This is a genomic window from Phocaeicola salanitronis DSM 18170, from assembly GCF_000190575.1.
GTDB classification, from domain to species: Bacteria; Bacteroidota; Bacteroidia; order Bacteroidales; family Bacteroidaceae; genus Phocaeicola; species Phocaeicola salanitronis.
This window is the reverse complement of the sequence record NC_015164.1, coordinates 349,092-364,636: the sequence shown is the minus strand read 5'-3', so window position 1 is coordinate 364,636 and position 15,545 is coordinate 349,092. Positions and strand designations below refer to the sequence as shown.

Here is a 15,545-nt window from a genome sequence, read left to right as displayed (position 1 = left end):
GCTGTAAATGCCTTTGATACCACAAAACCGTTGTCAACGACATACACTTGAATGCTCATACATATCAAATACGGACGAGACATCAGTTCATCACGCTCATTGCGTTAATTTAGAATGATTGTTTTCATTCCCTAAAGAGGACAATCCTCTTGTCCAATTCTATCATTCTCCGTTTTTCAACAACAAATCCTCGTACTTCACCAAGGCTTGCTTGAATAACAGAACGGCTTCGTCCATCGTGCCGTAATACTCTCCACCCGAAGCGTTCAGGTGCCCTCCGCCATTAAAGAACTCAGACGCAACCTTATTGCAGGGGAAAGCGCCTACCGAGCGCAGGGAAATCTTAATCATATTCTTTTCGGTATCTTCACGGAGAAAAGCCGAAAAGCAAACATTCTTTATCTGCAACGGAATGTTGACAAACCCTTCAGTGTCCCCTTTCACATAGCGGAACTTATTCTGCTCGCTTTTAGTCAACGTAATCAAGGCAGAGCGAAATTGCGGGTACACCTGCATCTTGTCGTACAAGACATAGCCCATCAAGCGCAAACGGTCTTCGGAATACGTATTGAACACTTTCCGATATATTTCGTCCTTGTCAATGCCTTTCGACAGCAATTCACTGATGATGAAATAAATCTCCTGGTTGTTCGAGTTATACGTAAACCCGCCCGTATCGGTCATCATGCCGGTATAAATGCATTCGGCACACTCTTTAGTTATATCCTCGAAACAGCCCATACGGCAAATCAGGCGGAACACCAGTTCGGAGGTAGAAGATATCTCCGGATGCGAAATAATAATCTGACAAAAGCCTTCGGGATTCAGATGGTGGTCAATCAAGATTTTCTTAGCCTTCGCCTCTGCTACCGGCTTCGCAACCGCATCAATACGAGACAAGGCATTGAAATCAAGGCAACAAATTACGTCTGCTTCCGATATCAGTTTATCGGCAAATTCCCCATATTTGTCATAACGAACCACATCTTTTGCCCCGGGCATCCAGCGCAAAAAGTCAGGAAATGCATTCGGAACAATCACGTGCACATCCTTTCCCTGCGTTTCCAAGAAATGAAGCAATCCCAACGAAGAACCAATAGCATCCCCATCGGGCGAAACATGGGAAACAATCACTATTTTATCGGCAGCCTCGAAACACTTGGCAACCTTATCGATATTGGCTTGAAGAATGATTTTAGATAACATACCTTGTATTATTTGAAATTTAAGAGTACAAAGATAGGGATAAATTGAAAATATCAGGATTCCCCAAGCCAAAAATTCATTCGGTTATCTCAATCAGATTGCCTTCCGGTCCCTCAATACAACTCTCATAATAGCCGTCACCTGTAATACGCGGACCGCTTACCACCCGATAACCATTGTCATAAAGAAGTCCGGTCAACCGATCCACTTCCGATTGGCTTCCCACAGCGAAAGACAAATGAATGTATCCGGTGCGGAACATATCTTTCGGCTCATCTTTCATGTCGGGACGCGACATGATTTCCAGCCTTGCCCCATCGCCAAAGGACAAGATATACGTACGTAACCCCGTCCGCGGATTATGATACATCTCATTGGAAACCGCCCCGAAGTAGCGGACAAAAAACGCCTTCACTTCTTCCAACTCATTTACATACAAAGCAATATGGTCTATTCTCATCATACAAATCCTACTATAAAGAAATACAATTTCATCAAACTGCAATCCTCATCGAAAAAAGGCCACAGGGTTAACCCCGTGCATGAATAGTAATAATACGAGTCAACTCGTACTACGAATAAGGCTTAAAGCAGTCAACCTTTTCTACAAAACTACACTATATTTTATATTCCACCAGCCGGAACGTATATTCCATGGGCTGGAATGTATATTCCATGGGCTGGAACGTATATTCCACGGGTTGGAATATAAAACCTATTACGATTATAAACCGATTCTATCTATGATAGTAGAAAAAATCGGTTTGTGAAAATATGAATGGGACACAGAGACACGAAGGCACAGTGTTTTTTAATTGAAAATTGACAATCAGGAGTTAAAAGGGAGTTATAAGTAGTTATCGCCCGCTTGGCAGGCTGGGAGTTAGATGTCAATACCTTTTACACCGCTTTCAGAAACAAGGCTATTGGCTTTTAACTCCTGAACGAAGTGATAACTCCTGTGAAACATAACTACGTTTAACTCCCGATTCGCATGAATTGTCAATTTCTCCGTGTCTCTGCGCCTCTGTGTTCGATATAAAAATCATACAGATAACTAACGATGCAGAATCAACGCCGAACGTGCGCCTACGCTCACCTTTCCTCCTTGCAACGTGCCCAATCCGGCATCCGGAGCAATCCGTCCGTCACGGCATACTACCTGCCAAGCGCCTGCCGGCAATTCTACAGACGTAGCACGGTCGCGCGCATTCAATATCACCGTTATATCCGTCCACGCATCCCCATTAGGTTGTCCTTTCAAGCGGAACGCAACCACATTGTCCTCGGTTGCAGGTAAGAACTCCAGATATTTACGTACCGAATCGGCATCCCCCATACGGAAAGCCGGATGAGCACGCCGCATTGCGATAAGTCCGCTTACATAATCGAACAAGTCCCGGTTTTGTTTTTTAAGTTCCCAATGAATGGCATTGATTTCATCCGGACTATTGAATGAATTATGAACACCCTGCTTGTCGCGCATCACTTCATCGCCCGCAAAGATAAACGGCACGCCTTGAGAAGTCAATACAGCTGTCAATGCCAACTTATGCAAATCTTTACGCACATTTACCGAAGCTTGTGGCATAGTAGCCTTCAGCCTGTCTGCCAAGCACATGTCATCGTGACAACTTACATAACTGATAAATTGGGTAGGCTGTAATGCCCAGAATTTAGGCACTTTATGAGTCCCTTCGCCATTGACTTGCGGATGTTCGATGCCGCCTGCAATACCGAAACGAATACCAGCCTCATGCCCTTTCAATCCGGCAAGGAAAGCACCTTGAGCATCATTGCCGAAAGGTCCGCGCAGGCTATCACGAAATTCATCGCTAAATGCGGCAATACGTGACAAGCGGTCGATATTGTTTTTCATCGCCAACGAATCCATCGGCAATTGAGGCGCCCCTGCAGCCCAACCTTCTCCATATATATAAATAGTAGGGTCTATTTCGTCTACAGCTTTACGGATGGCACGCATGGTTTCCAAGTCGTGGATACCCATCAAGTCGAAGCGGAAACCATCGACATGGTATTCGTTCACCCAGTATTTCACACTTTCTACCATGAATTTCCGTACCATCGCACGTTCGGAAGCCGTTTCATTGCCACAAGCCGACGCATTGGCAAAACTACCTTCCGGCGTCTGACGATAAAAATAACCGGGAACGGTACGCTCGAAATTGCTCCCTTCGGTCACTGCCGTATGATTATACACCACATCCATCACCACACGGATACCTGCCTGATGCAGCGCCATCACCATTTGTTTAAATTCGCGGATACGAACCTCCGGGGCATACGGGTCGGTCGAATAAGAACCATCTGGCACATTATAATTCTTCGGGTCATATCCCCAATTGTACTGAGGAGTATCCAGCTTCGTTTCGTCCACTGATGAATAATCAAACGAAGGCAAAATATGAACGTGTGTTACACCCAGCTCTTTCAGATGGTCGATGCCTGTTTTCTGCCCGCGAGCCGTTTTTGTCCCATTCTCCGTCAGAGCCAAAAACTTGCCTCGGTGGTCGATTCCCGATAAAGAATCAATGGAAAAATCCCGGTGATGCATCTCATAAAGGACAATATCAGCAAAGCTTTTCAATTCAGGACGCTTATCCTGCTCCCATCCTTCCGGATCGGTTGCATTCAAATCTATCACTGCGGCCCGGTCGCCATTAACACCTACAGCTTTTGCCCATACGCCCGGAGTATCACCCAGCCAGTTTCCGTTTACCTTTACATCAAAAGTATAAAATTTCCCGATTAAATCCTGTGCCACAGCCGTACGCCACAAACCGTTTTCTGCCGACTTCATCGGCAATACCTGAACAGGCTCCCCTCCGGTTCCTTCGTCATATAGCTTTACATTCACTTCTTCTGCCGAAGGAGCCCAAAGAGCAAATTCTGTAGATTCGGGAGAATAAGCCATTTCTATCCAATCTCCTTCCACAATCGGATAATCTTCATACAAAGCATAATCACGCTGAACGGGCTGACAGCCCATTGCCGCCAGCAACGGCAAAGCTAACAAATGTCTGAACTTCATGGTATTTACATTTAATGTTTATAAAAAAGAAGAATTTTCTTCAAAAGTATCTCTTTCTGACATATACCTGTTTCTATTGAAAAAAAATAGAAGCTTTCCCAAACATTATCTTACTGATAATCAAAAGATAGCCCGAGTGTTTCCAAACGTTTTATAGAACTTTCCAAAGAATGCCCTTATACGATAAAAGAGAACAATAAAGGCCTGCTACCAGCGGCTTTCACCCAATATTATACTACAACAATATTATATTTTGAGTACCATAAAACCAGCCTACAGATACCTGTAAAGGCATTTTAAACTTATATTTATTTATATTTTTGTTTTGTAGCACGAATGTCATGGGTCAGCCTGACTATCTTTGCACAAATTTAATTCTAATACCATAACTATGATTATAACTTTTCGAATCCAGTATCACACCACATGGGGTGAAAGTCTATGTGTCTGCATTGATGAAAAAACCGTTGTAGAATTGTCTACTGCAGACGGTTATTGTTGGCAAGGACAAACCGACTATCATCCGGACGCTCCTGCTACATTTATCACGTACCGTTATATAGTGCGCCGCGAAAATCATAACATCCGGCAAGAATTCGGCATGCTTCCTCATACGCTCTATCTGTCTGCTGGGGATGACAGCTGCTATTTGGTGCAAGACAATTGGCGCGACCTTCCATCGGCATCCTACCGGTTCAGTTCAGCCTTTTGCAATGCGAACACATGCCAGCCGGCAGACACAATACCTCAAATTTCATGCAACACACGCATCGTTTTCCGTGTCCTTTGTCCTCTAAACAAAAAGAAGGAAGGAGTACTGGGCATTACAGGCAACTGCAATGTGTTAGGCAACTGGGGAAAAACAGCTTTATTGTGTATGTTCGAAATTCAGCCCAACGTATGGCAACTGACATTGGATGCAGCAACACTACCTCCCAGCTTCGAATACAAATATGCAATTGTCAATCCGGAAAACGGAACGGTCATTGAATGGGAAGCGCATGACAACCGTCGTATGACTCCCCCATCCCTGCAACCCGGGGAAACCTATATCGCACCGGAAGAAGAGATATTCTTCGCCAGCGAAAAATACAAAGTAGCAGGAAGCGCTATCCCTGTATTCTCCCTCCGCTCGGAAGGCAGCTATGGTGTAGGCGACTTCGGCGACTTAAAGACATTCATCCGCTGGGCAGCCGATACACACCAACATGCAGTACAGGTACTTCCGATTAACGATACGACCATGACAGGCACATGGACCGACTCTTATCCGTACAGCAGCATTTCGATTTACGCATTTCATCCCATGTATGTCGACCTGCGCCAGCTTCCTTCCTTGCAAGACAAAGAAGCAGCCGCAACGTTCGAACAAAAACGAACCGAGCTTAATGCCCTGCCCCAGGTTGACTATGAAGCCGTTAACCAGTGGAAGCGTGCTTATCTGAAAGCCGTATTCCAGCAAGAGCAAGAAAGCATTCTTTCTTCTGAAGGCTATCAGGCTTTCTTTCAGGAAAATGCCGAATGGCTACGTCCATACGCCGCTTTCTGCTATTTGCGCGACCATTTCCATACCCCCGACTTCCACCAATGGCAAGCATACAGCACATACCAGCCTGAATTTGCCGAGCAATTATGTGCGCCTGAGAATGAAGCTTATCCCGAGACCTCGTTCCACTGCTTCGTTCAGTACCTGCTTCATATCCAACTGCTTGATGCATGCAACTACGGGCGCGAGCAAGGTGTCATCGTCAAAGGAGACATTCCTATCGGCATCAGCCGCACCAGCGTAGAAGCCTGGATAGAGCCATATTATTTCAACATGAACGGACAAGCCGGCGCACCGCCCGATGCTTTTTCTACCAAAGGACAGAACTGGGGTATGCCGACCTATAACTGGAAGGTCATGGAAAAAGACAACTACCAATGGTGGCAACGCCGTTTCCGTAAAATGGCTGACTATTTTACCGCTTACCGTATCGACCATATCTTGGGATTCTTCCGCATTTGGGAAATCCCGACCCATTCCGTACACGGGCTTTTGGGACAGTTTGTACCTGCATTGCCCATGAGCGCAGAAGAAATCGAAAGCTACGGACTGCATTTCCAGAAAGAATTCATGACCCGTCCGTTCATTAACGACGCCATGCTCGACAGCATGTTTGGAGAAAAAAGTCAGGAAGTCCGGAATACCTTCGTGCAACATTCACACCACGATATCTATACCCTGCGTCCAGAGTTTGACACCCAACGGAAAATAGAGAGCTACTTTGCCCGGCAGGAAAATCCGGATAACGACCTGAAAGAGGGGCTGTATGCATTGGTCAGCAACGTATTGTTTATACCAGACCGCGACAATCCGGAAATGTACCACCCGCGTATCGCCGTACAAAACGATTTCATCTATACCCGGTTGAGCCAACAGGAGAAAGATGCTTTCAACCGTCTGTACAACGATTATTATTACCGCCGCCACAACGAATTCTGGTATCAGGAAGCCATGAAAAAGCTGCCTATCCTTACACAATCCACCTCCATGCTGGTGTGTGGCGAAGATTTAGGTATGGTTCCCGACTGTGTGCCCTGGGTTATGGAACAGCTTCAGATTCTTTCGCTCGAAATCCAACGGATGCCCAAGAATCCGGAAGACGAGTTCGGACATGTATATGCCTATCCGTTCCGGTCGGTCTGCACCATCGGCACACACGACATGTCAACCTTCCGGGGCTGGTGGGAAGAAGACCGGGACGTAGCCTCGCGCTTCTTCTATCATGAACTGGGACATTGGGGCGAACTGCCCGAACATGCACCGGGCTGGCTCTGCGAAGACGTTATCCGCCGGCATCTGTACAGCCCTTCCATGCTGTGCATCCTGACGTGGCAAGACTGGACATCTATGGACGAAACCTTGCGCAATCCCGACATTGCCATCGAACGGATAAACGTACCTGCCAACCCGAAACATTACTGGCGCTGGCGCATGCACATGTCCTTGGAAAGCCTGATGAAACAAGACGCATTCAATGACAAAATCCGCCGGATGATAGACGAAAGCGGAAGATAACGCATCATTAACTCATACCAATCAGAAATTAAAAGGGAGTTATAAGGAGTTATCGTCCGCCCGACGGGCTGGGAGTTAGAAGCCAATACCTTTGTTCCGGTTTCAGAAGAAAGAGTATTGGCATTTAACTCCTGAACGAAGTGATAACTCCTGTGAAACATAACTACGTTTAACTCCTGATTCGCATAACTTACATATAAAGACCATGAAAGAAATACCTAACCTAAGTTTTTGGAAACTATGGAACATTAGTTTCGGTTTTTTCGGCGTACAGATAGCTTATGCCCTTCAAAGCGCAAACATCAGCCGTATCTTCTCCACCTTGGGGGCAGACCCGCATAGCCTGAGCTACTTTTGGATATTGCCTCCCTTGGCAGGCATTATCGTACAGCCCCTTATCGGCATGTTCAGCGACCGTACGTGGTGCCGTTTCGGAAGGCGTATCCCTTATCTGTTTATCGGAGCGCTCATCGCTGTATTGGTAATGTGCATGTTGCCCAATGCCGGAAGTTTCGGGATGAGCGTATCAGAAGCGATGATATTCGGACTTGTGTCGCTTATGCTGCTCGACACCTCCATCAATATAGCCATGCAGCCGTTTAAAATGATGGTCGGCGACATGGTAAACGAAAAACAGAAAGGGCTGGCTTACGCTATCCAAAGCTTCCTGTGCAATGCCGGAAGCCTTGCCGGTTATCTTTTCCCCTTTATTTTTGCAGCCATCGGCATCAGCAACATTGCGCCCAAAGGCGTAATCCCCGATTCGGTTATCTATTCGTTCTATGTAGGAGCCGCTATCCTGATATTATGCGTCATCTACACCACAATAAAGGTAAAAGAATATCCGCCCCAGCTCTATGCCGAATATCATGGCATCACCAACAACGACAAAGAAGAAAAGGTAAATGTATTCAAGCTATTGGCGAATGCGCCGAAAGCCTTTTGGACAGTAGGCTTGGTGCAATTCTTCTGCTGGGCCGCCTTCATGTTCATGTGGACTTATACCAACGGAACGGTAGCTGCCAATGTATTCGGCACTCCTTCGGTAGAAATCGTAAAAGACGGAGTCACCTCCTTGGTGCTCAATACCCAATCGCCCGAATACCAGGACGCCAGCAATTGGGTAGGCATCCTCTTTGCCGTACAGGCAATCGGCTCGGTAATCTGGGCTGCGATATTGCCTTCGTTTAAAAACCGCAAACTGGTTTACTCGCTTAGCCTGATACTGGGAGGAATCGGCTTTATTTCGACATTCTTTATCCATAACCAATATACCCTGTTTGTATCATTCTTGCTCATCGGTTGCGCCTGGACTGCGATGCTGGCTCTGCCCTTCACCATCCTGACCAATTCTTTAAGCGGCGGACACATGGGAACGTATTTAGGTTTGTTCAACGGGACAATCTGTGTCCCTCAAATCGTAGCCGCTGCTACAGGCGGACAAATCCTCCACCTTTTCACCCGTGAAGGAAGTGTCCCTCCCGAAGTGAACATGCTGGTGCTGGCAGGTATCTTGCTGATTATCGGCGCCTGCTGTGTAGGCATTATCAAGGAAAAGAAATGAGATAAAAAACGTGACCGCCTGCAAGTGCTGACGCAAGCGGTTACATCGGCTGACACAGCCGCCTGTGAGGACCAACGCAGGCGGTTGCGTCAGCCGATTTTTTCTCCTGTATATCATCTGCCTACAATGGCAGCATCAGAGGAGTGAAGTACAGTCGCATAAGCCCCCTTCTCCGTAATATCCGTATAAGCCAATCCTATCGAACGGCATTCTTGTTTCAACCGCTCCCGATAAGCATCGCTCAACGAACCATCGAATATCACATAATTAATCTGAAACAACTCACTCAGTCCTGCCATAGTGCCGCTAAAGCCTTTGCAGACATACACATAATCAATGGCAAGACGCTCGCTGGACAGCTTGTTTTTCCACCTGCCGTCATTTGCCAACGCCACTTGCAAGTTCTGAATCCGGTACAGGTTCGTTTCGGAAACCAGTTGCGAAACATTCCTTTCCCGCTTGGTATAAATCCCGGCACGCGTGAAATACAAATAGTCAGCGGCAGGAGCCATGCATTCGAAAAGCAGCATACCCAAAAACAAATTCGTACAACACAAAACCCCTATCAACCGGCGGGCAGACCGGCGTGACAGATACAACAGAAAACTTATCAAAGACAAGGCAAACACCCCAGCCTGCACCGGAGATAAATAAACAGAGGTAATTTGAGAGCCAGACAAGCCTTGCACCCACTCCATGATTCCGTTCAATAACTCAACCGATAAACCCAAGACTTTTACGAGCCAAGGCACCGCCCCGAAAAGCAGACAGACCAATGCCAGACCTAAAATAACGATAGATAAAGGGGTTACTACCAGATTGGCAAGCAAGAAATACGTAGGGAACGTGCCGAAATAACACAAAATGAAAGGCAAAGTCCCCAATTGGGCAGCCATAGTCAACGCCATAGACTTCCAAAGCCAATTAAGCGGTTTCCAACGGAAATGAAACAGCCTTTCGATAAACGGATATATCAACAGAAGGGAAAGTACCGCGACAAAAGACAACTGAAAACTGACGTCGAACAAATACAAGGGCTGGTATACCAACATCAGGAAAGCCGCCAGCGATACCGAAGAAACACCTAAAAACCGGCTTTCGGTAAAAACCGACGCCGCGACACACAAGGAATACATGACAACCGCCCGAATCACGGAAGGACTTAAACCGGAAAGAAAAGCGAAACTCCACAGGAAAACCACAATCAAAAAACCGGTTATCCACCTACCGCCAGGCACATAGCGCAACGGATAAAGCAGCCAAGACAGAATGAGGGCAAGGATGACAACGTGCATGCCCGAAAGGGCTAAAATGTGGCTTGTTCCCGCTGCGGTATAGCTGTCTTTCAATTCACGGGTCAGTTCACTCTTATCGCCAACCGTCAAGGCAGACACTACTGCCTGCACATCATCCTTCAATCCCCATAAGCGATAAGTCTCTATAATCTTTTCGCGATATAACAAGGCCTTCTGCCTGAAAGAAAGCGCACCGGCATTATCCAACCTTTGCCAACATCCGGTAAAAGCTACCGCCGTACCTCCGATACCCTGCCGTTCCAAATACAAGCCGTAATCAAATCCGGAAAAATCCGCATCCGAAACGGGACGGCTGATATTTGCCTCAAAACAAAGCCGGTCACCGCATGCCAATTCACCTTGCAGGGAATCGGGCATCCAATACAACATGACTTTCCGCCTCACCGGATACCAAATACTATCGGAAACGCTTCTTCCCTGCTCCACTTCTACTACAGCCTGCATGGTTTTGGTTTTCGGATGGGGCACGTCAAGGATGGTCCCTACATAAACATTACGCCCTTCAGCCCAATCAAAACGTACCGCTTCGCGATTTATCAGATACAAAATGCCTCCCGACAAAGCGGCAGCAAGATAAGCCATACATCCGAAAAGCATACGCCAACGATAACGGCTTAACGGATAACACACGACGGCACCCAGAAAAGCAATGCCCCATGCCCCTACAAGCCACATCAAACAAGCCGAATCCGGAAAGAACCAATCGGATAAAACAATTCCGACAGCCAACACAACGGTCAACCGGAATAACGGATAAGATAGAATATGAGCTAACAACTCAGCGTCCTAACATTTTCAAGCGGTGAATCATCTCTCCCATATCCGGCGCTTTAAATACAGCGCTTCCTGTAACCAACACATCGGTTCCAGCCTCAACCAGACGCGCTCCCGTATCCAAATTTACACCACCGTCCACTTCTATCAGCGCAGATGAGCCTGTACGTTCTATCAGTTCACGCAAAACACGGACCTTACCAATAGTATGCTCAATAAACTTCTGCCCGCCGAACCCGGGATTCACCCCCATCAGCAAAACCATATCGACATCTCTGATAATATCTTCCAGCATCGATACCGGCGTAGAAGGATTTAAAGTCACGCCAGCCTTCATTCCTGCATCTTTAATCTGTTGTACGACCCGATGCAAATGCACACACGCCTCATAATGCACATTCATCATCATTGTCCCCAAATCTTTTACTTCATGAATGAATTTCTCGGGCTGTACAATCATCAGATGCACATCAAGCGGTTTTTCTGAAAGCTTTGATACATATTTTAATACAGGGAATCCAAAAGAGATATTCGGAACAAACACACCGTCCATAATATCAATATGGAGCCAGTCTGCTTCACTGTTATTTATTTTTTCAAGTTCACGTTCCAAATTGCCGAAATTTGCAGCTAAAAGCGAAGGAGATATTATCAATTCTTTTTTCATGACCATGCCGTTACTATAAATGGATAACAAACATACATAAAAACATCCATATATCAAAAATGTTTCCCAGAAACTTTACTTTCCAAAGCTAAAACGCAACCCTACCTGAAGATTAAAGTTAAACGGATGTTCTTTCCGAATTGTTTCTACCCCGCTATTATCATCAAAATAATAAACAATACCCGGTTCGGCATATAAACCGAGCTGCTTGGTGAAATTGACCTGTACGCCTGCCGATGCAGATACAGACCATTGCAACGCATCAATATCCAGCGAATGATGTTCAGCTTCATGCGTAGACATACCATTGACATACACGACATCTTGATTTGCCGAAACGCATTTCTCTACCATTCCTCCGGCTGAAGCATAAAGAGATACCCAACGGCTATCATACAACGAACGGTGAAGCTTCAATGGAATGCCGATATAATGCAACTTTTGTTCCTCTTCCAGATACGTTCCTGAACCGGAACGCAAATCTGAAGCAAGCATGGTATAAGTCAATCCCGTTTCAACAGCCCAATGCGGAGTGAAATTCCATTTAACAGAAGCCCCTACCGTGACCGGCATCTTGTGATGAATTTCTGTTTTCGAAACCTGGTCACGGTTATTCAACAAGACCTGAGTATAAGCCTGTCCGCCTTCACCAGAAATCGAAACCATATCCGATACTGTGGTTTGTAAAGACTGCCCCCTGCTCAACAGTCCTAATCCGTTAAACGAATTGGATGAACTGTAAGGCGTATTGCCCGCATTAATGCCTACAGACCACGCATTGGACTTCCGTGTCCTTTTCCCGAACTCCATATCCTGATTACGCTGCATCCGTTCACGGTCTGCCTGATAGAAAGATTGATATGAAACAGGCGGTTCTTTCGCACGGCTTTGTACATTCTCTGCCGAAGGTTCCTCTGCCTCATCTTCCCTTACTTCTTCGGTTTGCACTTCCATACGCTGAAGCAATGCCGGTTGGATCCGCTTCATTTCAGGCTCCGAAGCCAAAGCCAATAAAGACTTTTCGGGCATGACCTTCAGAACAGGCATCTCCGTAACGGAAGGCACTGGCTTTTCATCAGGCACTGCAAAATGATTTTTCTTTTCCGCCAAAGAAGACTCAAGATGCAAGGCATCGTCTGAAAATGGCCGCATTAACCAAACGGTCAAAAAAGAAACCGCAACAACTAATACAGCCGCCGCTACCGCAAAACGTCGGGTTCTCCACATCGGAATCACCCGAGGAGCAGATATTTCCGATTCCATCCTTTCCCATAATCCTTCTGGCAAAGGCTCGGAATACCCTTCCATTTTATCGCGCAGGCGCATTGCCCATTTATCTTTGTCTTTCATCTTGTCAACTCCTTATTTCTATATTCATTAATTTTTTTCATAAGCAAACTCTTTGCCCGATAAAATTGGGAAGACGAGGTGCGTTCTGATATCCCTAACATCGAAGCAATCTCCTTATGGCTTTTATCTTCAAATACATATAAATTAAATATGGTCCGATAACCGTCCGGCAACTCACTTATCATCCGCATCAATACAGATTGAGGCAACCCGTCAAATCCGGTATCCTCCGTATCGGGCATATCCGGTATTTCATCCAACAATACTTCTTGCTGGGTCTGAGCGTTCCGTTTCCTTAAAAAGCCTAACGCCTCATTAACCATAACCCGTGAAAGCCACGCCTTAAGTGAGCCCTCTCCTTGATAAGTGAATTGTTTAATTGATTCAAAGATATGTAAAAATCCGTCGTGCAGCACATCCTCTGCTTCCTCACGATTACCTGTATAGCGAAGACAAATAGCCATCAGTACACCGCCATACCGCTCGTAGAGCATACGACGTGCATTCATGTCCTCTTGCTTACACCGAAGCGAAAGTTCATTCTCTGATATATCTGCCTTTGACTGCATTTCACTTATAAAATGAAGACATGTTCCAAATACTGCATCCCAAGGACAAAAAAGTCAGTTAAAATGTTTTAACAATATCAGATGCAGTAAATCATTGTTCTTCTCATTTAAGCTACAAAAGAACAAATAAAATAAGAATTTAATATGAAAACAATCCATTATTTATACGCGACCTGTTTGCTTTTTGCACTTATGCCGGCATTTTCTTCGTGTACTTTAGATGCGGACGATGATTTGGCTAACTTAGAAAGCAATGTAGGCGCAGGCACATTTTCTACTCTTGGAACTGTCATGATGGACAATCAAGGCATAACGATAGAGTCTGACTTATACGGCAACCTTATCCCCGAAAATCCGGAAACCATATCGTCTATTGACGCAGATTCTACCGGACAACGCATATTGGCAGGATTCATCTTCTTGAATAATCCTACAGACCAATCCTCTCTGGAAGGACATTACATCCGCATCGTCGATTTGCTTTACAAAGTCAACACGCTTCCGGCATCCGATTTGCGCACCTTGCCTGAAGATAATTTCGGAAACGACCCCTTACAGATTACCGATGTGTCCATCAGCAAAAAACACCTCAATATCCAATATGTCTACGAAGGGAGCAAACATATACAACATGGGGTTAATCTGGTACTGACCAATCAAAGCGAACTGGACGCCAACGGATTACTCCCTGTAGAGTTCAGGCACGACGCTTACAATGATTCCCCCGACCAAAGCATGGAGTCTATCGTATCATTCACCTTAGAAAGCATTGCCGAATGCCAGTCTGCCGACTTTAAAGGTTTCCGCATTATCTACAATAGCGGAGCCAATAGCCAGGCGGAATGGAGAGTCTTTGTAAAATGAAGGATGAAGAATTAAGAATGAAGAATCAAGTTATATCCGCTTATTCTTCATTCTTAATTCTTCATCCTTCATTTTACAATCGCTTTCTCCGAATGACGGTACCCGCGCAGAAAGTCAGCCACGTTCATCCGCTTCTTTCCGGCAAACTGAATTGATAACAAATGTACAAAACCATCAGTAGAAGCGACCTTAAAATACGTTTTCTTATCGGTCACAATTGTCCCCGGAGCCAACGCATGTTCCGCAAACTCCTTTCCCGTTTCATATATTTTCATGACAACAGGAGCGGAATCTGGTTCACACAATTCAGTCCATGCCGCAGGATAAGGTGATAAGCCGCGGATGAAATCATAAACCGGCTTTACTCCTTTTGTCCAATCAATGCGGCACATATCCTTGAAGATTTTCGGAGCCGGATGTAAAACGCCTGCGCTTGAAAGCGTTTCCTGAGGGATGGTCCTGACATTCCCCGCAAGAATCGCATCGACCGTTTTTAGTACCAAATCACCTCCCAACATCATCAGACGGTCGTAGACAACACCTACATTATCAGTATCGGCTATCGGCACACGCACTTGGTCGATTATTTCTCCCGTATCAATCTCATGCTTCAAAAAGAATGTCGTAATACCCGTTTCAGTCTCACCATTGATTACTGCCCAATTGATTGGGGCGGCTCCACGGTATTGAGGCAAGAGCGAAGCATGAAGGTTGAATGTACCTAAACGGGGCATCCGCCAAACGACTTCGGGCAACATGCGGAAAGCAACCACTATCTGAAGGTCTGCCTGCAAGGCACGCAATTCTTCCAGAAAACGTTCATCCTTCAATTTTTCCGGCTGAAGTATCTTCAGTCCTTGAGATACAGCATATTCCTTTACCGGGCTGGGCTGAAGCACGCTTCCATGACGCCCCATCGGCTTATCGGGCATCGTAATAACCCCTACGACATTATATCCGCCTTCTACCAATCTCTTCAAACTCTCTACGGCGAACTCTGGAGTTCCCATATATACAATACGCAAGTCTTTCTTTTCCATATTCTTTTTTTTATGTTTTTCTCCCACCACAGATTACTCAGGTTAAAATAAAACAATTCGTATCATCTGTGCAATCCGAGGT

Annotated in this window: 11 protein-coding genes; 3 read left to right on the top strand and 8 right to left on the bottom strand. The window is 45.8% G+C overall.

Features of this window, described 5'->3' with window-relative positions:
* Positions 1–162 precede the first annotated feature (162 nt).
* The 3 genes from BACSA_RS01590 to pulA all read right to left on the bottom strand — a co-directional run bounded on the left by BACSA_RS01590 (position 163) and on the right by pulA (position 4,258).
* A complete protein-coding gene (locus BACSA_RS01590; RefSeq protein WP_013616377.1) occupies positions 163–1,206 on the bottom strand; it encodes a DHH family phosphoesterase in 1,044 nt (347 codons plus the stop codon).
* Between the two features lie 76 nt (positions 1,207–1,282).
* Positions 1,283–1,666 carry a VOC family protein gene (locus tag BACSA_RS01585; protein ID WP_041584166.1) on the bottom strand — a complete coding sequence of 128 codons (384 nt, stop codon included), beginning with the start codon at positions 1,664–1,666 and terminating at the stop codon, positions 1,283–1,285.
* Positions 1,667–2,263: 597 nt separating this feature from the next.
* Positions 2,264–4,258, bottom strand: a complete 1,995-nt coding sequence (pulA, locus tag BACSA_RS01575) for a type I pullulanase (protein ID WP_013616374.1) — start codon at positions 4,256–4,258, stop codon at positions 2,264–2,266.
* A gap of 391 nt (positions 4,259–4,649) precedes the next feature.
* On the opposite strand from pulA, the gene BACSA_RS01570 reads away from it, so the two are divergent.
* Both BACSA_RS01570 and BACSA_RS01565 read left to right on the top strand, forming a co-directional pair.
* Positions 4,650–7,319 carry a 4-alpha-glucanotransferase gene (locus BACSA_RS01570; RefSeq protein ID WP_013616373.1) on the top strand — a complete coding sequence of 890 codons (2,670 nt, stop codon included), beginning with the start codon at positions 4,650–4,652 and terminating at the stop codon, positions 7,317–7,319.
* A gap of 205 nt (positions 7,320–7,524) precedes the next feature.
* Entirely contained in the window at positions 7,525–8,883 is a 1,359-nt protein-coding gene (locus tag BACSA_RS01565) for an MFS transporter (RefSeq protein ID WP_013616372.1), read from the top strand.
* A gap of 113 nt (positions 8,884–8,996) precedes the next feature.
* Here the strand turns inward: BACSA_RS01565 and BACSA_RS01560 are convergent, their stop codons facing one another.
* The 4 genes from BACSA_RS01560 to BACSA_RS01545 form a co-directional block, all read right to left on the bottom strand.
* Entirely contained in the window at positions 8,997–10,931 is a 1,935-nt protein-coding gene (locus tag BACSA_RS01560; protein WP_169311432.1) for a ComEC/Rec2 family competence protein, read from the bottom strand.
* A gap of 46 nt (positions 10,932–10,977) precedes the next feature.
* Positions 10,978–11,640, bottom strand: a complete 663-nt coding sequence (rpe, locus tag BACSA_RS01555; protein ID WP_013616370.1) for a ribulose-phosphate 3-epimerase — start codon at positions 11,638–11,640, stop codon at positions 10,978–10,980.
* A 75-nt stretch (positions 11,641–11,715) separates the two neighbouring features.
* The gene (locus BACSA_RS01550; protein ID WP_013616369.1) at positions 11,716–12,990 is read right to left on the bottom strand and encodes an outer membrane beta-barrel protein; all 1,275 of its coding nucleotides are present in this window, start codon (positions 12,988–12,990) and stop codon (positions 11,716–11,718) included.
* Positions 12,987–13,541 (bottom strand): RNA polymerase sigma factor, encoded by a 555-nt coding sequence (locus BACSA_RS01545; protein ID WP_041584165.1) that lies wholly within the window; start codon positions 13,539–13,541, stop codon positions 12,987–12,989. The genes BACSA_RS01550 and BACSA_RS01545 overlap by 4 nt, the downstream gene beginning before the upstream one ends.
* A gap of 162 nt (positions 13,542–13,703) precedes the next feature.
* Between BACSA_RS01545 and BACSA_RS01540 the strand changes: the two genes are divergently transcribed.
* Positions 13,704–14,423, top strand: a complete 720-nt coding sequence (locus tag BACSA_RS01540) for a NigD1/NigD2 family lipoprotein (protein WP_013616367.1) — start codon at positions 13,704–13,706, stop codon at positions 14,421–14,423.
* Positions 14,424–14,491: 68 nt separating this feature from the next.
* On the opposite strand, the gene fmt is transcribed toward BACSA_RS01540, so the two are convergent.
* On the bottom strand, positions 14,492–15,463 hold the full coding sequence (gene fmt, locus BACSA_RS01535; protein WP_013616366.1) for a methionyl-tRNA formyltransferase: 972 nt from the start codon (positions 15,461–15,463) through the stop codon (positions 14,492–14,494).
* Between the last annotated feature and the right edge of the window lie 82 nt (positions 15,464–15,545).